At 70.6% G+C, this 19,928-nt stretch carries 11 protein-coding genes and 1 pseudogene; 7 read left to right on the top strand and 5 right to left on the bottom strand.

Annotated features, from left to right (window positions below):
• Positions 1 to 12 precede the first annotated feature (12 nt).
• The 5 genes and pseudogenes from ABZW18_RS31135 to ABZW18_RS31115 form a co-directional block, all read left to right on the top strand.
• Entirely contained in the window at positions 13 to 6,174 is a 6,162-nt protein-coding gene (locus ABZW18_RS31135) for an HAD-IIIC family phosphatase (protein ID WP_356193986.1), read from the top strand.
• Complete coding sequence (locus tag ABZW18_RS31130) at positions 6,167 to 8,569, top strand: thioester reductase domain-containing protein (RefSeq protein ID WP_356193984.1); 2,403 nt, start codon at positions 6,167 to 6,169, stop codon at positions 8,567 to 8,569. The genes ABZW18_RS31135 and ABZW18_RS31130 overlap by 8 nt, the downstream gene beginning before the upstream one ends.
• Complete coding sequence (locus ABZW18_RS31125) at positions 8,566 to 9,663, top strand: alpha/beta fold hydrolase (RefSeq protein ID WP_356193982.1); 1,098 nt, start codon at positions 8,566 to 8,568, stop codon at positions 9,661 to 9,663. The genes ABZW18_RS31130 and ABZW18_RS31125 overlap by 4 nt, the downstream gene beginning before the upstream one ends.
• Positions 9,664 to 9,803: 140 nt before the next feature.
• Positions 9,804 to 11,264, top strand: coding sequence for an MFS transporter (locus tag ABZW18_RS31120; RefSeq protein WP_356193980.1), 1,461 nt, complete (start codon positions 9,804 to 9,806; stop codon positions 11,262 to 11,264).
• 43 nt (positions 11,265 to 11,307) lie between these two features.
• Positions 11,308 to 12,033: pseudogene (locus ABZW18_RS31115) on the top strand (amino acid ABC transporter substrate-binding protein); the annotation flags it as partial.
• A 243-nt stretch (positions 12,034 to 12,276) separates the two neighbouring features.
• On the opposite strand, the gene ABZW18_RS31110 reads toward ABZW18_RS31115, so the two are convergent.
• Genes ABZW18_RS31110 through ABZW18_RS31090 form a run of 5 tightly spaced genes read right to left on the bottom strand, consistent with a single transcriptional unit; the run spans position 12,277 to position 17,102 of the window.
• The gene (locus ABZW18_RS31110; protein ID WP_356193978.1) at positions 12,277 to 13,557 is read right to left on the bottom strand and encodes an ABC transporter substrate-binding protein; all 1,281 of its coding nucleotides are present in this window, start codon (positions 13,555 to 13,557) and stop codon (positions 12,277 to 12,279) included.
• Positions 13,558 to 13,562: 5 nt separating this feature from the next.
• Positions 13,563 to 14,660, bottom strand: a complete 1,098-nt coding sequence (locus tag ABZW18_RS31105; protein ID WP_356193976.1) for a branched-chain amino acid ABC transporter permease — start codon at positions 14,658 to 14,660, stop codon at positions 13,563 to 13,565.
• Positions 14,657 to 15,538 carry a branched-chain amino acid ABC transporter permease gene (locus ABZW18_RS31100; protein WP_356193974.1) on the bottom strand — a complete coding sequence of 294 codons (882 nt, stop codon included), beginning with the start codon at positions 15,536 to 15,538 and terminating at the stop codon, positions 14,657 to 14,659. Before ABZW18_RS31100 ends, ABZW18_RS31105 begins: the two co-directional genes overlap by 4 nt.
• 5 nt (positions 15,539 to 15,543) lie before the next feature.
• Positions 15,544 to 16,347: an ABC transporter ATP-binding protein gene (locus ABZW18_RS31095; RefSeq protein ID WP_356193973.1), complete on the bottom strand. Its 804-nt coding sequence runs from the start codon at positions 16,345 to 16,347 to the stop codon at positions 15,544 to 15,546.
• Positions 16,344 to 17,102, bottom strand: coding sequence for an ABC transporter ATP-binding protein (locus tag ABZW18_RS31090; RefSeq protein ID WP_356193971.1), 759 nt, complete (start codon positions 17,100 to 17,102; stop codon positions 16,344 to 16,346). The genes ABZW18_RS31095 and ABZW18_RS31090 overlap by 4 nt, the downstream gene beginning before the upstream one ends.
• A gap of 190 nt (positions 17,103 to 17,292) precedes the next feature.
• Here ABZW18_RS31090 and ABZW18_RS31085 point away from each other — a divergent pair, with 190 nt between their 5' ends.
• Both ABZW18_RS31085 and ABZW18_RS31080 read left to right on the top strand, forming a co-directional pair.
• On the top strand, positions 17,293 to 18,591 hold the full coding sequence (locus ABZW18_RS31085; RefSeq protein WP_356193968.1) for a helix-turn-helix domain-containing protein: 1,299 nt from the start codon (positions 17,293 to 17,295) through the stop codon (positions 18,589 to 18,591).
• Entirely contained in the window at positions 18,588 to 19,283 is a 696-nt protein-coding gene (locus tag ABZW18_RS31080; protein ID WP_356193966.1) for a TetR/AcrR family transcriptional regulator, read from the top strand. Before ABZW18_RS31085 ends, ABZW18_RS31080 begins: the two co-directional genes overlap by 4 nt.
• The last annotated feature ends 645 nt before the right edge of the window (positions 19,284 to 19,928 follow it).

Raw genomic sequence — 19,928 nt, 5'->3', positions numbered from 1 at the left:
TTGCAGATTGCGGTGGTCAACGGGCCTGAGCAGGTTGTGGTGTCGGGTGCGTCCGATGAGCTGGACGCGTTGATGGCCGGGTGTGAGGCCGATGGCGTCCAGGCGCGTCGTATCGCGGTCGACTACGCCTCGCACTCGCCGCAGGTGGAGGAGCTGAAGGACGAACTCCTCGACGCACTCGGGGGGATTGAGTCGCGTACGGGTCAAGTACCGCTGTTCTCCACGGTGTACGGCGAGGCCATCGACACGGCCGAAATGGACGCGGAGTACTGGTTCACCAACCTCCGCGAGACCGTCCGCTTCGACGCCGCCCTTCGGAAGCTGCTGGAGGCCGGGCACCGCGTCTTCGTCGAGAGCAGCCCCCACCCCGTCCTGCTCGGCGCCGTGGCGCAGAACGCCGATCACCGCCGTACGGCCGGAGTGACCGCGGTCGGCACGCTCCGCCGCAACGAAGGCGAAGAGGCCCAACTGCTGCGGAGCCTGGCCGAGGTGTTCGTCGCGGGTGTCGATGTGGACTGGTCGCCGTGGGTGGCGGGTGGTCGGCTGGTGGAGCTGCCAACCTACGCCTTCCAGCGGCGCCGGTACTGGCAGCCCGCCGCCGCCACGGCCGCCGACGTCGGCTCCGCGGGCCTGGACGCGGTGCGGCATCCGCTGCTCGGTGCGGCCGTACGCCTCGCGGGCAGCGACGACGTCGTGCTCACCGGACGGATATCCCGCGCCACGCACCCGTGGCTGGAGGACCACGCGGTCTTCGGCACGGTGCTGCTCCCGGGAACCGCCTTCGTGGAAATGGCCCTCCGGGCGGGCGACGAGGTCGACTGCGACGTGCTGCGGGACCTGACCCTGCATGCACCGCTGACTCTCCCCGAACAGGGCGAGATCGACATACAGGTGCAGATCGGGGCCGCGGACGGGACCGGTACCGGCCGCCCGCTGGACATCTACTCCCGGCCCCGCCGGCACGCCGGCACGGCCGAGTGGACCCAGCACGCGAGCGCCGTACTCATCACGAACGCCGTCACGAACGCCGTCACGGCACCGGAGGCCAACGGGCCGCTGCTCGGCGCCGCGTGGCCGCCCGCCGGTGCGGAGCGCCTGGACGCCGCCGCCCACTACGACACGATGGCCGGCGCAGGTCTGGAGTACGGACCGGCGTTCCAGGGCCTGTCCGATGTGTGGCGGCTCGGCGACGAGATCCTCGCGCAGGTCACCCTGCCCGGCCGGCAGGCGGAGGAGGCGCAGCGGTTCGCACTGCACCCCGCCCTCCTCGACGCGGCGCTCCAGGCCGCGGCGGTGGACGGCCTGGACGGCCGTACGCCGCTGCCCTTCTCCTTCGGAACGGTCGCCCTGCACGGCCGCGGCGCGAGCGAGGTGCGCGTGCGCATCGCCCCCACCGGGGGAGACACCTTCACGGTGGAGGCGGCCGATCCGTCCGGCACGCCGGTCGCCCGGATCGACTCGCTCCTCGTACGCCCGGTGACGGCGGGCGACCTCGCCACATCGGACAGCAGCACGGCGGCGCTGCTGTCCGTCGAGTGGTCGCCGTACGCGGCGGACGAGGACGCCTCGGCCGTGGACCCCGACGCGGACGCGTCGGACGTGACGCTCTTGAAGGCCGCCGACGCCGGGCCCGATGCCGGGGCCGCCGCCGGTGACGAGGCCGCCCAGGCGCGGGCGGTGCTGCGGGACACCCTGCGCGGCGTGCAGAAGTGGCTGGCCCAGGACCGGCCCGCCTCGGCGCGCCTGGTCGTGCTGACCCGCCGAGCCGTGCTCACCGGTGCCGAGGAGCCCGACGCCGCCGTCAACCTCGCCCATGCATCCGTGTGGGGGCTGGCCAGGGCCGCCCGTGCGGAGAACCCCGGCCGCGTCGTCCTCCTGGACGCGGACGGCGACCTGGACGGCCTCGACGAGGCCGCGCTCCACGACGCGCTGCGTACCGGCCGCCACGAACTGGCCCTCAGGGAAGGGAAGTTGTACGTTCCCGCCCTGCGTCGCCAGGAGACGGCACCGGTGGCCGACGGCACGGCCGAGGCCCTCGGCACGGGCACCGTCCTGATCACCGGCGGGACGAGCGGCCTCGGCGCACAGGTGGCCCGGCACGCCGCCGGGCTCGGCGCCCGGCATCTGCTCCTCCTGTCCCGGCGCGGCTCCGCGGCCGAGGGGGCCGAGGCGTTGCGCGACGAACTCGCCGTCTCCGGGGCGCGGGTCACCGTGCGGGCCTGCGACGTGGCCGACCGCGACCAGCTGGAGCGCGCACTGCGCGATGTGCCGGACGCGTATCCGCTGACCGCCGTCGTCCATGCCGCCGGCGTGCTCCACGACGCCGTCGTCGAGTCGATCGACGCGGACGGCCTGGACGCCGTTCTGCGGCCGAAGACCGACGCCGCCTGGCATCTGCACGAACTGACCGCCGGGACGGACCTGTCCGCCTTCGTGGTCTTCTCCTCACTCGCGGGCGTGCTGGGCGGGGCGGGGCAGGGCAGCTACGCCGCCGCGAACGCGTTCCTCGACGCGCTGACGCAGCAGCGCCGCCGCACCGGTCTGCCCGGACTGTCCCTCGCCTGGGGCCTGTGGGCGGAGGCCACCGGCATGACCGGGCACCTCGGCGAGGCGGACCTGGAGCGGATCAGGCGCGGCGGGATCGCCGCCCTCGGCACCGACCAGGGGCTCGGGCTCCTGGACGCCGCGCTCACCCGGGACGCGGACGATGCGCTGCTCCTCGCGGCCGCCCTCGACGAGCCCGTCCTGCGCGCCACCGAGCCGGGCCTGCTGCCCCCGCTCCTCGCCGGTCTGTTCCCGCCCCGCCGCCGCGTCGCCGTGGCCCGCGCCGGCCGGGCGGCCGGCGCGGACGGTCGCATGGCGCTCGACTCGCGGGACGCGGTCGTGGACCGGCTGCGGTACCGGTTCGCCGGAACCATGGGGTTCGACACCACGGAGATCGACACCGTCGCGCCGCTCGTCGGCCAGGGCCTCGACTCCGTGATGGCCATGCAGATCCGCAGCCTGATCGAGTCGGACTTCGGCCAGGCCCTGCCGATCGCCTCCCTGTTCAACGGCGCCGGCGTCGAGAGCATCGCCGACCAGCTCATCGCGGGCGCGGGCCAGGCCGTCGACGGCGCTGCCGCGGCCGACGCGGCGGGTCCTGACGCGGCCGGGGGCACCGAGGACGCCGAGGACGTCGCGGAGGTCGTACGCCATCCCGCCACACGGGACGTCGTACGCCTGCTCCGCACCGAGCAGCACGGCACGCCCGGCGTCACGCACCACATCGGCCTCGCCGTGCGGCTCACGGCCCCGACGACGCGGGACCGCCTCACCGAGGTGATCGCCTCGCTGACCGCCCGGCACGCCGCGCTGCGCACCGCGATCGTCCCGGACGCGGACGGCGGGCAGCAGCTGGAGGTCCGGCGTTCCCTCGACGACGACCTGGTGCGCTGGTCACCGGTGGACGAGGGCACGGACGTGGACGAGCGGCTGCGCGCGCTGATGGAGCCGCCGTTCGACCTGTCCCTCGCTCCGCTGTGGCGGTTCGAGCTGCTCGCCTACCCGTCCGGCGAGCAGGTTCTCGTGTTCGGCGCGCACCACGCGGTCTCCGACCTGGCGTCGCTGATGCTGGTGGCCCACGGCCTCGGCGCCGGACTCGGCGGCGCCGAGCCGCCCGCCGCCGTCACCAACCGCGACATCGACCTGCTGCTGCGGGCACAGGCCGCGCGCCCGGCGGACGAGCAGGGCCCCTCGGCCGACTGGCGCGAGGACTTCGTGGGGGCCCGGCGCCTCGACCTGGAACTGGCCGGGCCGCGGCCGGTGGAGCGGTCGTTCCGCTCGGCCATGCACCTGGCGGACCTGCCGCAGGACCTCCACGAGAAGGTGGCGGCCCGGGCGAACCGCCTCGGCATCACGCCCGCCGCCTTCTGGCTCGGCGTCCTGACGGTGCACCTCGCCCGGCTGCGCGAGCGGAACAGGTTCGTCCTCGCGGTCCCCGTGGACACCCGCATGCACGTGTCCGCTCTGGACGCGGTCGGGTACTTCGGCCTGCCCATCCCGTACGCCGCCCAGGTGGAGGCGGGGGAGGCGGTAGCCGACGTACTGCGGCGCACCGACAGCCGGCTGAGCCGGGTCCTGGAACGCGGCGTCACGTTCTTCGACGCGATGTCCGCCCTCGTCGAGGAGGGGCTGTACCGCAAGGACGCGCCCCTCGTCGAGGTCTACTTCAACTACATGCCGCCGCAGGCCGGTGCCGCGGAGGGCCTCCAGATCGTCCCGGCGGGCACCGGCTACTCCGACCTCGACCTGATGGTCACCGTGATGCCGGGCCTCGGGAAGGTCGGCCTCGAGTACAACGCCGACGTCCTCGACGAGGCGAGCTGCGCGGACCTCGCGCGCGGCTGCCTCGCCCTCGCCGCCGAGATCGCCGACGGCCCCGACACCCTCCTCGCGCTACCGGAAGGACCCACCACCGTGGCCCCCGATCCCGCAACGGCCACCGAGCCCGCCGTGCCCATCGAACCCGCACCGGCCACCACCACGACCGAACCCCACCCCGCAAGCCAGATAGCCGTCGCGGCCACCTTCGCCCTCGGCAACCTCCCGGCCATGCTGTCGGTCGCCCTGGAGGACGCCGGTGTCGACGGCGGCGGGCCCTTCGACGTGGCCGAGGCCCCCTACCACCAGGTCCTGGCGAGCCTGCACGACCCGGGCAGCGTCCTCGCCCAGACGTCGACGGTCGCGAGCCTCGTCCTGCTGCGTCCCGGCGACTTGACGCGCTTCGCGGACACGGACGGCGACGGCGACCTGCTCGCCCAGCTCGCCGACGAGTACCCGGCCGCCCTGCGCGCCCTCGCCGACCGCACCCGCACCCCGCTCGTCGTGGCCTTCCTGCCGGAGCGCTCCGACGACGAACGGCTGCGCGAGTGGGAGCGGCAGGTGACGGCGCGCCTCGCCGACCAGCCGGGCATCGCCGTACTGCCCTCGGACGCGTGGAACGACGACGACTACCCGGTGGCCGACGTGTTCGACGCGCACACCGACGACATAGCTCACCTGCCGTTCCAGGACGAGTTCCAGGCGGTCGTGGCGCTGCGGCTCGCCGACGTCATCTGGAAGGTCCGCCGCCGGGCGCCCAAGGTGATCGTCGTCGACGGGGACGAGACGCTGTGGAGCGGCGTGGCCGGTGAGATCGGTCCCGACAACGTCGACCTGACCGGTCCGCGCGCCCTGCTCGCCCAGCGGCTGCTCCAGTGGCGGGAGGCCGGAGTGCTGCTCGCCCTGGTCTCCAACAACGACGAGGAGACGGTGCACCGGATCCTCGACCGGCCGGACAGCCCGCTGCACCGGGAGCACTTCGCCGCGATCTCCGCGGCGTGGGAGCCGAAGTGGACGCGGATCGTGAAGATCGCCGAGGAGCTGCGGCTCGGCCTCGACAGCTTCCTTTTCCTCGACGACAACCCGGTGGAAATCGCCGGAGTGCGCGCCCAGTTGCCCGAGGTGCTGTGCGTCACCTGCCCGAGCGCGGGCGAACTCGCCGACTTCGTCGCGCGGTTGTGGCCGATGGTGCCGCGGGCCGCGACGGCGGAGGACTCCGCCAGGGCCGAGTTCTACCGGCAGGAGCAGGTGCGCGGCGAGGCCCGTGCACAGCTGGGCTTCGCCGAGTTCCTGGAGAACCTTCAGCTCGAACTCGACATCGAGCCCGTGTCCGAGGAGACGGCCGAGCGCACCATCCAACTGAGCAGGCGCACCAACCAGTTCAACCTGCGGCCCCGCCCTCTGGACGCCGCCGAACTGGAGCGGCTGCGGAAGGACGGCGAGGTGTGGACGGCGACCGCACGCGACCGGTTCGGCGCGTACGGGCAGATCGGCGTCCTGGCCGTCACGGCGGACAAGGACGCACTCGAAGTGGTCGCCTGGATGATGAGCTGCCGTGTGCTCGGCCGGGGAGTGGAGGACCGGCTGCTGCAGTGGCTGGCCGACCGGGCCGAGGACCACGGATGCGGCACGGTGCGCCTCGTCGCCGACAACACGCCCCGCAACATTCCCGCACGGCGCCTGGTCTCCCGCCTGGGCGGCGGCGACGTCGAGGCACCGCGCCTCGAGGTGGCGGTGGCGGTGGCACAACTCCGGGAGTTCCGTTCCTGGGACCTCGGATCCGAAAATGCAGCGGAGGTCAGCAATGCCTGAGGCGGGTAGCGGTACCAGCCGCAACCGCAGTGTCAACCGTCGTCCCGAGGAGGAGGTGATCGAGCGGCGCGGCCCCGGCCGCGCCCAGGCCTCCGACCTCCTGGCGCGCTTCCGGAAGTCGGCCGAGCCCGCCGCCCCGAAGCCGGCGCCCGCCGGCGGGGCGGGGGCCCGCGGTGTCACGGAGGTCGCCGCGGACATCGTCGCCCGGGCCGCCCGCTTCCTGCCGGGGAGCACGCCCGACGCCGAGACGGACCTGTTCGACGCCGGTCTGTCGTCGGTCGACGCGGTCGAGCTCGTCGCGGTCATGGCCCGGGAGCTGGACGTACGGGTGAGCCTGGACGACGTCTTCGCGGACGCGCGGCCCCGCCGCCTCGCGCAGCGCTGGGCCGCCGGAGCGGGGCTGCCCACCGCGGTGCCCGACGCCCAGCCGGACGCGCCGTCGCCGAACGCGCCGGCCGCGCCGTCGTCGAACGCCTCGCCGGCGATCGCGCCGGTCGTCGTCCGCGCGTCGGCCGACGGGGCGGACGAGGACCTGGAGATGATCCTGGCCGACCTCGCGCTCGCCGACCGGCTGCCGTTCAGCCACCAGGCCGACCCCGTGCCGCCGCGCCGCATCCTGCTCACCGGTGCCACCGGCTACCTCGGCAGCCACCTCCTGCTCGACCTGCTGCGGCAGCGGGACGCCCACGTGGTGTGCCTGGTGCGCGCGGCGGACGACGCCGCCGCCGAACGACGCCTCGCCGACGCCCTGGCGAGCTTCGACCAGCCCTGGTCCAGCGAGGTCCGGCGGCGGGTCACGGTGCTCGCGGCGGACCTCAGGCAGCCGCGCCTCGGCCTGTCGCAGGAGGGCTGGGAGAGCCTGGCCCAGGAGATCGACGCGATCGTCAACGTCGCCGCCGCGGTCGACTTCCTGCGCGGCTACCCGTCGCTGCGCCAGACCAATGTGCTCGGCCCGCTGGTCCTCGCCGAGCTGGCGACGACCGGGCGGCCCAAGCCGCTGCACCACATCTCGTCGGTCGCCGTGTTCAACGAGGTCGGCATCGAGAAAATGGGCGAGGACGACCCGGTCGCCCACATCGACCGGCTCTTCGCGGGCTACGACAAGTCGAAGTGGGCTGCCGAGGCCGTGCTGCGGCGGGCCCGCGAGCACGGCCTGACCGTGACGTTCCTGCGTCCGGGCGCGATCGGCGGTCACACCCGTACCGGCGTGTACAACCCGCGCGACCTCAGCACCGGCCTGATCGGGGCGTTCTCCCGGTACCGGACCGTCCCGGCGTTCAAGTTCATGAACCTGGCACCGGTGGACTGGATCAGCAAGGTGGCGGCCGCGGTGGTGTTCGATCCCAAGGCATGGGGCCAGAACTACAACTTGACCGGCCGCGCGGAGACGCTGCCGGAACTGGTCAAGGACATGAAGCTGGCCGGCATGAACGTACGGGTGGCCAACTGGCGGGACTGGCGCGACGACCTGCTCCAGCGGCATGCGGCCGAGCCGGTGCCCGAACTCGACTTCCTGGTCCGGATCCTGCGCAGCCCCACCGCGATGAAGCTGTTCGAGGCGCTGATGTTCGGCCCCGAGGCCGGGGCGGAACGCACCGAGATGTTCGTGACGCGGCACCGCCTGCCGATGGCCGAACGGTACGGCGCCCAGGCCCAGTTGAAGGCCTTCGAGCGGATGGCGAAGGACGGCGTGGCGCGGCTGCCCAGCCGCGAGGACCCGCCCTATCTGTCGTTCCGCGAGCGGACGAAGGGCCATGTGGGCCCGATCGGGGAGGACCGCGACACCAAGTGCCGGATGGCCCTCACGCTGTCCATCGCGAGCATGTACCAGGTCGTACGCCACCGGAAGATCGACGTCCGCGGCGAGGTGACCTGCGAGCGGCTGCACCCGGAGCCGCTGACGGTGGAGGCGGGCGAGATCTGGGTCCGTCCCGACGAGGGCGTCCCGCTCCGGCACGGCAGTGACCACCCGCTGCTGCGCTACCGCCTGGTCCTGGTGGACCGGGACGGCGGCCGCTGGTGGCTGGAGGGCTGGAAGACGGCCCGCGCCAGCCGTGACTTCTGGAAGCAGACCCGGACCATCGAGGTCACCATCGGGCGCGAGGGCGAGCCGGCCGGCCTGGCCGGTGTTGTCAAGGTGCCCGGCAAGAGCTACGTCCCGGACCAGATCGACGGGATCCGGGTCGATCCGCGGCTGTCGTCACAGGAGCAGCGGCTCGCCAAACTGGCCTGGCTGTCGTGGTTCTTCGTGCAGGTGGGCATGGGGCTCGCGGAGCCGTCCCTGCGCGTCGCCGCCGAACTCCTGGACCTGCGCCGGGACGCGATCGACCGGGACAAGGACAAGCTGCAACGCAAGATCAGGAAGCTGATGATCAAAAGGGAGCAGACCCGATGACGCTGAGGCCCCTCCACCACGCACTCGGGGACCGGGTCGAGGAGATCCCCTTCACCGCCTCCGACGGCACGGAGCTCGGCCTGTGCCGGGTCGCCCCCGAGGACGGCGCCACCGACCGCCCGGCCGTGCTGATCCTGCACGGTCTCACCGCCTCGGCGGACATGTTCACGCTGCCCGAGACCCGCAACCTGGTCGACGTCCTGCTCGACGCGGGCTACGAGCCCTGGCTGCTCGACTGGCGCGGCAGCTGCCGTCTTCCGTACAACGAGGGCCGGGTGCGCTACACCTTCGACGACGTGGCGCTCTACGACATCCCCGAGGCGGTGTCGCTGATCAGGGAACGGATCGACGGCCGCGAGCTGTTGGTCGTCGCGCACTGCATCGGGGCGATGTGCCTGTCGCTGAGCATGGCGGCGGGGCTGGTGCCCGGCCTGACCGGCGTCGTCGCGCAGGGGGTGTTCCTCACGCCGAAGATGTCCTGGAAGACGCGAGCGCGCCTGCACTTCGGCGGGGAACTGCTCCGGTCCCGCTTCGTCAACATCCCCACCGACTTCAAGAAGGTGGGCCTGTGGTCGAAGCACTCGCTGATCTTCGCGGAGGTCTCGCTGGGCGCCGAGTGCAAGGACCCCAACTGCCAGATCCTGCACAACGACTCGTGGGGCGTGGGTGGTTCGCTCTTCGAGCACGACAACCTCGATGACGTCACCCACGACCGCCTGGCCGACCTGTACGGCGCGGTGCCGATGTGGATCCTGCCGCATCTGCGCAGCATCGAACTGGCCCACACGATGATGCGGTACGACGACGCCGACGGCCGCTACGACGCGTTGCCGAAGAACGCGCTCGACAACGCGGGGAAGTTCGAGGCACCGCTGATGCTCCTGTCCGGCAGCGACAACCGCTTCTGGTACGACTCCAACGAGCTCTGCCACGACGTCCTGACGCGCCGGTACCCCGAGATGGACGTCCGCTATGTGGAGGTTCCCGGATACGGCCACCTCGACACGTTCATCGGCCGCAACGCGGCCCTGGACGTGTTCGGCCACATCGTGGACTTCCTCGACGAGTGCCGGTCGGTCAACGCCAGGGCGTGACGGCATCGGCCGTCCCATACCGGCCGGCTATGGAAGCCCGTGTTGGACGGCCGGCCGTCGCTGCGGCCTGGTGTTGCCAACCCGGGGACGAACCCGGCCCGTCCGTTCCTGCGCCGTGCGGGAGTAGGTAGAGGAATACGATGACGTCTGATATCGAGCAGCCGGGTGCTGCGCCGTCCGGTACGCGCCTGGTGATGCCCATCATCTTGCTCACCATCTTCACGGTCCCCTTGTCGGTGTCCGGAACAGCCGTGTCCCTGGGCGACATCGCACATGACCTAGGGGCATCGTCAACAGGCGAGCAGTGGGCTCTCAACGGATACACGCTGACCTTTGCCTGCTCGACTCTCATCTGGGGCTCCATCGCGGACATCATCGGGCGATGGCGAGCCCTGATGATCGGGTTGCTGATCTTCGGCGTCGGATCCGCGATCAGCCTGGTCGCCGCGAACTACCTGATGCTGGACGTGGCCCGGCTGGTGGCGGGGGCCGGCGCGGGTGCCGTCTTCTCGGTGGGCACGGCGGTGGTGTCATCGAATTTCGAGGGTGAACGCCGAACCCGTGCTTTCGCCCTACTGGGATCGGTCGCGGGTCTGTCCCTGGCCTTCGGCCCGTCCCTGTGCGGTCTGTTCACCCAGGTCGTCGGCTGGCGGTTCGTCTACGGATTCCAACTGGGCTGCCTGGTCATCGCGTGCCTCGGCATGCCGCTGATCCGCCGAGCGGCCGCCCATGAGAAGAGGTATGCGGCCCGGATCGATGTGGCCGGAGCAGTGCTCTTCTGCGTGGCGACCACTCTGACGCTCGGTGGGTTGGCGCTCGGTTCGGCGACGGGATGGGTGTCACTCCCCTTCCTGCTGTGTACAGCTGCCGGGTTCGTCTGTTACGGACTTTTCGCGTGGCGGGAATCCACCGCTCCAAGCCCCCTGCTGAGCCTGCGCACTCTGCGAAGTAAGCGCTTTTCCGGAATGACGTTGGTGGTTGCGGTGGCATCCTTCACCTTCACCAACGCGGTTGCCTACATGCCGGTCTTCTTCCAAGGCGCCTACGGCTCCTCACCAGGTGCAAGTGGCGCGTTCATGATGTTCCTGACCATGCCGGTACTGATCTCCCCGCTGATCGCCGGACGTCTGGCTGCCAGAGGGACAGCCGTGGACAAAATCCTGATCTGGAGCATCACACTGATGGTCGTGGGCCTGGTGGCCACGGGCGCGGTCGCGGAGCAGGGCCTCGCATGGATGACGCTTCCGATGGTGATGGTCGGCGCCGGATTCGGGCTCCAGGCCGGTTTGATCGACGGTGAGGCATTGGCGCAGGTGGCCGAGAAAGAGGCGGGCATGGCGGCCGGATGGATCAATACCGTCCGGCTGGGAAGCGAGGCCATCGCGGTGTCGCTGTTCGGCTCACTGTTCGCCAGTTTTGTGGGCAGCGCCGGCCACGCTTCCCGTCAGGGATTCGCAGTCATCACGATCGGCTCCACCTTGTTCGCGGCAGTGATCGGTCTCTTGTCGATATTCCTGCTGCGCCGAGGCCGGCACGGTGAAACGCCACCGCACGGTCGAGCGCACCCGGCCGCGGACCCGGCGGACATGAGTGTCAGCTGACCTATCGGCAGCGGCCGTCGGTTGGATGCGGGCGACATGGTGAGTCGCGCGCCTCGCCCCGGCGCAGTCCCACGGCTGGCAGATCTACGCAGACTTCCTCCTCAGCGCGGGCTACAGCCGAATCGCCGTAGCAGCCGAGTCGAGTGTCTACTGGGCATCTGGGGCCCGCATTCTGCGGGACTACCTCGCTCCACGCGGCGGCACCGTCATCGAACTCGACATGCGCGCGCTCGCCCCCACGGCCGTGTGCGACGAACTCGTCGACAATCGCGCGACAGCCCTCCTTCTTCTGGTCGGCCACCCGGAGCCGGCAGTGTCGATCGTCAAGTCTGTCCGCCGCGACCGGCGCCTCGCCGAGATCATGATTGGTGCTCCGGCCGGGCAACCGGAGTTCGCCGAATGGGCGACGTTGCTGGGCGACGACAGCGCCGCGATCCCGTTCTTGCGCTACCTGCCCGAGCGCCTCAGCCCACTCGGTGCACGAGTCGAGACGGCCCTCCGCGAGCGGCTGGCCGAAGCGCCCTCCTTCGTCGCCTTCGAGGGCTACGACACGGTCGCCGTCCTCGCCGATGTGCTGCGTTCTCACGGCGCGGACCGGGCGCGCACTGCCGAATCCTGGCCGCGCGTTGCAGTCGAAGGCACCCGCGGGCAGATCCAGTTCTCCCGCACGCCAGGCATCAGCGTTTGGCAATGGGCTTGGACGCCAATCCAAGTCGTTGATCGAGATCCGGCGGAACCCGATCGCTTTCGGATCCTTCACGCCAGCTGAGAGCACGGAGGTCCGACTGCCCAGATCTGTCCGAACTTGAGGCTGTCGTGGCCGTATCTCGCATCGGCGCTCGGCCGCGCCGTCTCACGTTCCGCATCGGCGACCACTGATCAACGGCGGCACATGCAGCGCCACAGGTCTTAGCGGCTTGGAGGAATCGCAGCTCGCTCAGTCGCGCACGGTGGGGATCTGCCGGAGGGCCGGCTGAGGTTGCTCAGGCCGGCCCTCCGGGTTGGCTGGCCGTCAGTCCGTGACCGGACCGAACTTCTTGCGGGTGTCGAGGGGGTCGCCGAAGAGGCCCCATCGTTCACCCTTGAAGCGCATGAGCTGCATGGTTTCGATGGGGAACCGGTCCTTGTCTCCGGTGTTCAGGGTGACGCCGGGCAGCAGCATGCCCACCTTGACGTCCTTGAGTTTCTGGACGGCGTCGCGCAGTCCTTCTCTGGTCGGGCACTTCATGGCATCCAGTGCCTTGTGCAGGCTTGAGGCCACCGCCCAGCCGTAGGCGTTGAACTGGATCGAGGGGTCGGTGTCCGTGGCGTACTTCTTCATCGCCTTGCGGTAGGTCTTCATCTCGGCGTCGTCAGCCCACTGCGGGTCGGCGGGGTCCTTGAAGTACGTGGCGGAAACCACGCCCTGGACGTTCTTGAAGCCAACGGGCTTGAGGACACTGGTCGACGCCGAGACGCTGTTGACGATGTGCAGCGGGTTCCACTTGGTGTTCTTCGCATCGGCGGCCAGAGCCTGGCTGCCGAACTTGGGGGTGGTGATGTTCAGCAGCACGTCCGCCTTGGAGCGGGCGAGGTTGCTCATCTGGGCCGAGACGGACGGGTCGGTGACCTCGTAGCTCTCCTTGGCGATGATCTCGACCTTGCTGCCCTTGATGGCTTGCTTGAAGCCGCCGAGCAGGTCCTTGCCGAAGTCGTCGTTCTGGAACAGGACCGCAACCTTGGCCTTCGGCTTGTTCTCCTTGAGATAGTTGGCGTACACCCGCGACTCGGAAACGTAGTCGGGCTGCCATCCCATGGTCCACGGGTGCTTGGTGTCCGTGCCCCACACGGAGGCGCCCGTCGCGACGAACGGCTGCGGCACCTTCTGCTGGTTGAGGTAGTCCCACACGGCCGAGGTGGAGGGGGTGCCCAGTGTCTGGAACACCGCGAAGACCTTTTCCCTCTCCACCAGTCTTCGGGCTTCCTCCACGGCCTTCGGCGGCTGGTAGCCGTCGTCACGCACGACGAACTCGACCTTGCGGCCGTCGATGCCGCCTTTCTCGGCGTTGATGTACTTGAAGTAGGCGCTGACGCCCTTGCTGATGGTGCCGTAGGCCGAGGCTGGTCCGGACAGCGGGTAGATCCCGCCCAGCTTGATGCTCTTGTCGGTGATACCCGTGGTCTGCTGGCCCTTGCAGGCGCCGTCGGCTGAAGCGGCGGCATCTTCCTGTCCACGCTGGGTGGAGCAGGCGGTGGAGGTGAGGAGGGCGGCGATTCCTGCCGCAGCTGCCCGCAGGGCGGTGTTGTGGCGCATCCGGGTCAACCCTTTCTGGTGGTGGGCGGTGTGGTGAGGTGCTGGGGGGCGAGGGGTGGGGAATCGGGCGGTTCGGCGGAGGGAACGGGCTCCGGTCGACGGCGGGTGCGTCGGAGACGTTCCACGCTCCGCCGGACGGTGTGTCCGGCGCGGCCTGCCAGGCCGGCGAGTCCGGTCGGGGCCACGTACATGACCACGATGATCAGCAGGCCGAAGACGACTCCCGGCGCGGCCGGGCTGATGTCCTGGGCCACGCTCGGTACGTACATCACGAACGCCGCGCCCAGCAGCGGCCCGTACACCGATGCCAGGCCGCCGACGACGAGGCCGGCCAGCAGCGTGATGGACAGGTTGATGCTGAAGGAGTCGGGAGAGACAAAGCCGATCACCCAGGTGTAGAGGCACCCGGCGACTCCTGCGAACATCGCGCTCCAGGCGAAGGCGAGGGTCTTGTAGAAGGAGAGCTTGACCCCCATCACCTCCGCCGCGCTCTCGTTCTCCCGGATGGCGAGCAGGGCCCGGCCGACACGCGAGCGCAGCAGGTTGCGGATGACCAGCAGCGCGACCGCGGCCACCGCGAGGGTGAGGAAGTACAGCCACTGGTCCTCGGCCAGCCCGGTCCAGGCCGGCGGTTGCGGCTTGGCGACGGTCAGGCCCATGGAGCCGCCCGTCACGTGCTCGAATCGCTTGAGCAGCGGCGGGAGGAACACGGCGAAGGCGAGGGTGACCAGGGCCAGGTAGAGACCGCGGAGCCGTAGCGCGGGGACCCCGAAGCCCAGCCCGAGGAGGAAGCAGCCGGCCGCGGCGACCGGCAGCGTGGCCAGGTGGTCGATGGTGAACCGGTCCAGCATCACGGCCGCCGTGTAGGCGCCCACGGCAAAGAACGCGCCGTGGCCCAGGGAGATCTGCCCGCCGTATCCGACCAGCAGGTTGAGACCCGCCAGGGCGACCGCGTACAGCAGCACCATGGTCAGCTGAAAGACCCGGAACGGGGCGAAGTAGTAGGGCGCCGCGAGGAGAGCGGTGGTGAGGACCAGTGCCGCGAGCGGACGTACCCAGCGCGCGGTGCGCGCAGTCTTGGTGGTCAGGTCTCCGGTGCTCATGCTCGTTCCACCGCCGCCCGGCCGAAGAGTCCCTGTGGCCGCACCAGCAGCACCACGAGAATGATCAACAGAGGTACGCCGATCTTCAGGTCGGCGCCGACGAATCCGACGTAGGCCCCTGCCAGAGTCTCGGCGACGCCCACGACCAGGCCGCCCGCCACCGCGCCCACCGGACTGTCGAAGCCGCCGAGGGTGGCCGCGGCGAAGGCGTAGATGAGGACGCCGCCCATCATGTTGGGCTCAAGGAACAGCAGCGGTGCGACCAGCACGCCTGACAGCGCGCCGACCGTGGCGGCCAGCCCCCAGCCCAGCATCAGCACCCGGCCCACCCGAATCCCCGACAGCCTGGCCGAGGCGGGGTTGCTGGCGACCGCCCGCATCACCAGACCGGTCCCGGTGTGCTGGAACAGCAGGTACAGCAGTCCCATCACGCCGGCCACGACGCCGATGATCCCGAGCGTCGACCAGCCGACGCTGACTCCGGCAAGGTCGATGCCGCCGTCGGGGAACGGCTGGGGGAAGTCCTTCACGGTGAACGACCAGATCAGGCCCGCGACCGCGTTGACGAAGATGAACAGGCCCACGGTGACGATCACCATGGTCAGCTCGGGGCCTCCCTCGACGGGCCGGATGACCAGGCGTTCGATGAGCATGCCGCCCGCGAAGGACACCACGAGCGTGACCGGCAGTGCCAGCCAGAACGGCATCCCCGAGGCGACCAGCTGCCACGCCACGTAGGCGGAGATCATGGCGAGCTCGCCCTGAGCGAAGTTCACGATGCCGGTGAACCGGTGGATCAGGACCAGGGCCAGCGCCAGGCTCGCGTAGACCGAGCCCGACCCCAGTCCCTCCACGACCTGCTGGAGGAATTCCGTCATCGGGATCACCCGCCTTGCCGGGCCTGGACGGAGACGCCGAGGTACACCTCGGCGACCTGCCCGTCCTGGCGGATCTGATCTGCCGGGCCCGACAGCACCAGGCGGCCCGACTCCAGTACGTGTGCCTGCTGCGCGATGTCCAGCGCGAGCTGGGCGTTCTGCTCGACGACGACCACGGTCGTGCGCTCCTCCTCGTTGACGGTACGGACGATCTGGAACAGCTCACGGGTGACGAGGGGGGCCAGGCCCAGCGAGGGTTCGTCCAGGAGCAGCAGCGCGGGACGGAGCATCAGCGCCCTGCCGATCGCGAGCATCTGCTGCTCGCCACCGCTGAGGCTGCCCGCAGCCTGCCGGGAGCGTTGGCGCAGCTTGGGGAAGTAGCCGTAGACCCGGTCCAGGTCCGCCGCGACGGCAGCCCGCTCGCTCCCGCCCCACCGCCCGCGGCGATTGCGCAGATAGGCGCCGACGCGCAGGTTCTCCTCCACGGTGAGGTCGTTGAACGTGCCCCGGCCCTGGGGTACGTGCGCCACACCGAGCCGGGCGGCCTGCTCGGGGGAACGGCCCAGCAACTGAGCGCCGTCCAGGGTCACCGACCCGCGTCCCTTGACCATGCCGCTCAGCGCCCGCAGGGTCGTGGTCTTTCCCGCGCCGTTGGGCCCGAGGATCGCGCAGACCTCGCCCCGGGCGACATGGAAGTCGATGCCGTGCAGGACGCGGGCCTGCCCGTAGCCGGCGTGCAGGTCCGACACCTCGAGGAAGGCCGGCGCCGTGGTCTCGTCCACCGGAGCGCCCTTCGTCTGTTCGCTCATGCCGCCGCCCCCAGGTACGCCTCGATGACGGCCGGGTCACGCTGCACCTGTTCCGGTGGCCCATCGGCGATCTTGCGTCCGAAGTCCAGGCACACCACCCGGTCGCAGAGCCCCATCACGAAGCCCATGTGGTGCTCGACCACGACCAGGGTGAGGTCGAAGTCCTGGCGCACCGCCCTGACCAGGTCGGCGAAGACCTCGACTTCGCCGTGGCTGAGCCCGTTGACCGGCTCGTCGAGCAGCAGCAGCCGGGGCTCCACGGCCAGCGCCCTGGCCAGCTCCACGCGCTTGAGCGTGCCGAAAGGCAGACCGGAGGCCGGGTGGTCCGCGACGTCGGCCAAGTCCAGCCGCTGCAGCAGTTCCTCCGCACGGGAGCGCAGCCGCGCCTCCTCACGCCGTACCCGGGGCAGCCGCAGTGCGGCGTCGACGTAGCCGGCACGGCCCTGGTGGTGGGCGCCGACCAGGACGTTCTCCCGGACTGTGAGGTGCTGGAACAGGCCGAGGTTCTGGAAGGTGCGGGCGATGCCCTGCCGCGCCACGGCGTGCGGCGGCAACGAGAGCAGGTCCTGGCCCTCGTAGCGCACCGTGCCCGCGTCGGGTGCGCAGCGCCGGGTCAGGCAGTTGAAGAGCGTGGTCTTGCCCGCTCCGTTGGGCCCGATGAGGCCCACGGCGGTGCCCTGCTCGACGGCGAAACCGACGTCGTCCAGAGCCGTGATTCCGCCGAAGCGCATGGTGATACCGTCGACCGCGAGCATAGGCGCAGCCCTTTCTGCAAGGTCCCTGGTTGGGTGGGGGAGCGCCACAGTAGGCGGGCGCCCACTTCGGGGGCATTGGGTGCGCACACCCAACTTCGCGGGCGCCGCCCTGTGCGCCGCGCACAATCCGACGTGAATTCGCGATGCGCAGCCTGTTGACTGGTCACGATTCGGCGACGATGATCCCGCCATGCCTCGCGCGATCGTCCCGTTCCTTCCGGAGCTCTCCGAGCCGCTGCGCTGCGAGCGGCTGCGGATCCTGTGCGCTGTGAAGGAGCGGGTGGAGCAGGTGGCGGAGGCCGCGCTCGCGGTGATGCACGCGGAGATCCCCGCCTACGCGGTGCAGGACGAGCGCTTCTTCGAGGACGTGCGCCACCAGCTGCTCTCGCACTACCGGGTTCAACTGGCGCTGCTCGTGGGCGAGCGGAGCTTCGCCCCGGAGGACCTGGCCTTCAGCAGGGCGGCAGCGATGCGCAGGGCCCGCGCCGGGTTCGCCCTGGAGGACTGGATCAGCGCGTTTCGGATCGGTCGGCAGGTGTTCTGGGAGGCGTTGCTCGACTCCGCGGGCCAGTCGGCTGCCGGGCAGGAGGCCGCGCTCACCCTCGTCGCCCCGCTGATGCGGTACATGGACTACGCCAGCACACAGGCCGCACAGGCCTACCTCGAGTTCCAGCAGCACGTCGTGGCCGACGCGGACCGCGAGCGCAGGGACCTGCTCGATCAGCTTCTCGCGGGCGGGGTACCGACACGCGGCCCGCTGCTGGCCGCGGCACAGGCCTACGGCATCGGCGCGCACGTGCCGATGATGGTGGTCGTGGCGGTCTGCGTCGACGGCGCCCGGCACGGTGGGGCGGATGCGGACGCCGAGAGCGGCTACATCACCAGCGCGGCGATCTCCGCCGCCGGGGTGCGCTCCGCCCGAGTCCTGGTGGTCGTACGGCACGGCGAGGTCGTGGCCGTGCCGGTGCTGCGTACGGGCACGGAGCCGGAAGAGGTGTGCGCGCGTTTCGAAGAGGTCCAGCGCCGCCTGGCCCGGGACGGGACAGTCCTGGCCATGGGGATCAGCACGGTGGCCCGGGGCGCGGCGGAGCTGCCGCGTGCCTACCAGGAGGCCAGGGCCGCCCTGGAGTTCGTACCCAGCGGCGGAGGGGTGGCGGCGCTGCCTCGGCTGTCCCCGTTCCAGTACCTTGCTCTGCGCGCGGACGACATCGCCCGCCAGCTGGTCGACCCTCGGATCAGTGCCCTGCTGGATGATGACGTCCGGCGCGGGGGCGCGCTGACGGCCACGGTACGAGCGTTCGCAAAGGCGGATTTGAACCTGCGCCTGGCAGCCGACCGGCTGCAGGTGCACCACAACACGGCGCACTACCGGTTGCGCCGCATCGAGGAACGCACCGGGCGCAACCCGCGCCGGATCGCTGATCTGCTGGAACTGTTGGTCGCCCTCGCCATCCGCGACGCGGCCGGAGAAGGGGAGGACGGACAGTGAGCCAGACCCACCCGGAGCGGACGGCCAGCTCAGCGGCAAGACCGGAGCAGACCGAGGCTGAGGCGGGGAATACCGCGGTACAGAGGACAGCGCAGCCCCTGGGGGCGGCCTCGGCCGCGGCGGGGGACTCCACGCGGCGCGCGCTGCTGGACGCGGCGCTCGATGTGTTCACCGAGCGCGGCTACACCAACGCCAGCGTGACGGAGATCGCGGCCCGCTCGGGGATCCCCGTCGGCAGCCTCTTCCACCACTACGGGGGCAAGAGAGGGCTGTATCTGGCGTTGTGGGAGGAGTTCCAGGAAGACCAGGAGCGGCGCACCACGGCGGTGGTCGCCGAAGCGCGCGGCCAGGGCGTGACCGACCCGATCGCGCTGTTCGTTGCGGGGGCGAGGGCGTATCTGGAGGGCGCCTGGGTACGGCGGCGTATTGGCAGACTGCTGTGGCAAGAGGACGGCCCTTCGGGATTCGATGCGCTCCGTCGGCAGTGGGACCGCTCATGGGTACGGCGCAACGCCAAGCTCCTCAGGGTCGATGAGACGCGCCGCGCCGGCCGGGTTCGGGTGATCGTGCTGACCACGGTGATCGGGGGCGCGGCCAGGGAGTTGAGTGACTGCGCGGACGTGGCCGAGGCCCGGGAGGTCGTCGAGGAGGTCTGCCGGATCTTGGCGCACCTGTCGGAACCGCCCGACTGACAGATGAGCGCCCCGCTTGTGGGGCCGCGGCGGGCTTGCCCGGCCTCCGGTCTCCGTGCGCGTCGCTGAAGCGGGATCCAGCGCTGACGCGTCCCTACCGCCCCTGACGCTCTGCAGCAGGAGTGGCGGCGGGATGAATCGGGCAAGGGGTGGGTTGTGCAGGATGGCCGTAGTTTTTGTGTCTCGCACTGCCGGGCCGGGCAGGAGTGAGCTCCCCGAGGGGCGCCTGACGGACCCAAGTCCAGGTCAGGCGCCCCTCGTTGCTGCTCCTAGAAGAAGCCGAGCTTCTTGGGGGAGTAGCTGACCAGCAGGTTCTTCGTCTACTGGTGGTACAGACGTCACATGATGTCTGACCTGCTGAAATGCTGGTGCTGACTTGCCTTCACGAGGTCGTTGGTCCGTGAATGGTCCGGATCTTGGTATCGGCTACCCGGATGCATAGACGGGGTTACCGGCTCCTCTGACAAGGCGGCCCACAACAGGCTGTGTGTTGGTCTGTGATGCCGTCCCAAATTCGCGAGGCCAGTCGCCGGACGACGCGCCGCTCGTCGGGACTGCTGCACGGATAGGTGACAGTCGGGTTTCATGCCGCGAGGGCCGTGGCGGGCTTCATGGTGGTCTCGAACTCGATGGGGGTCAATCGAC

Source organism: Streptomyces sp. NPDC004647 (genome assembly GCF_040609575.1).
GTDB lineage: Bacteria > Actinomycetota > Actinomycetes > Streptomycetales > Streptomycetaceae > Streptomyces.
This window is presented reverse-complemented; position numbering and strand designations above follow the sequence as displayed.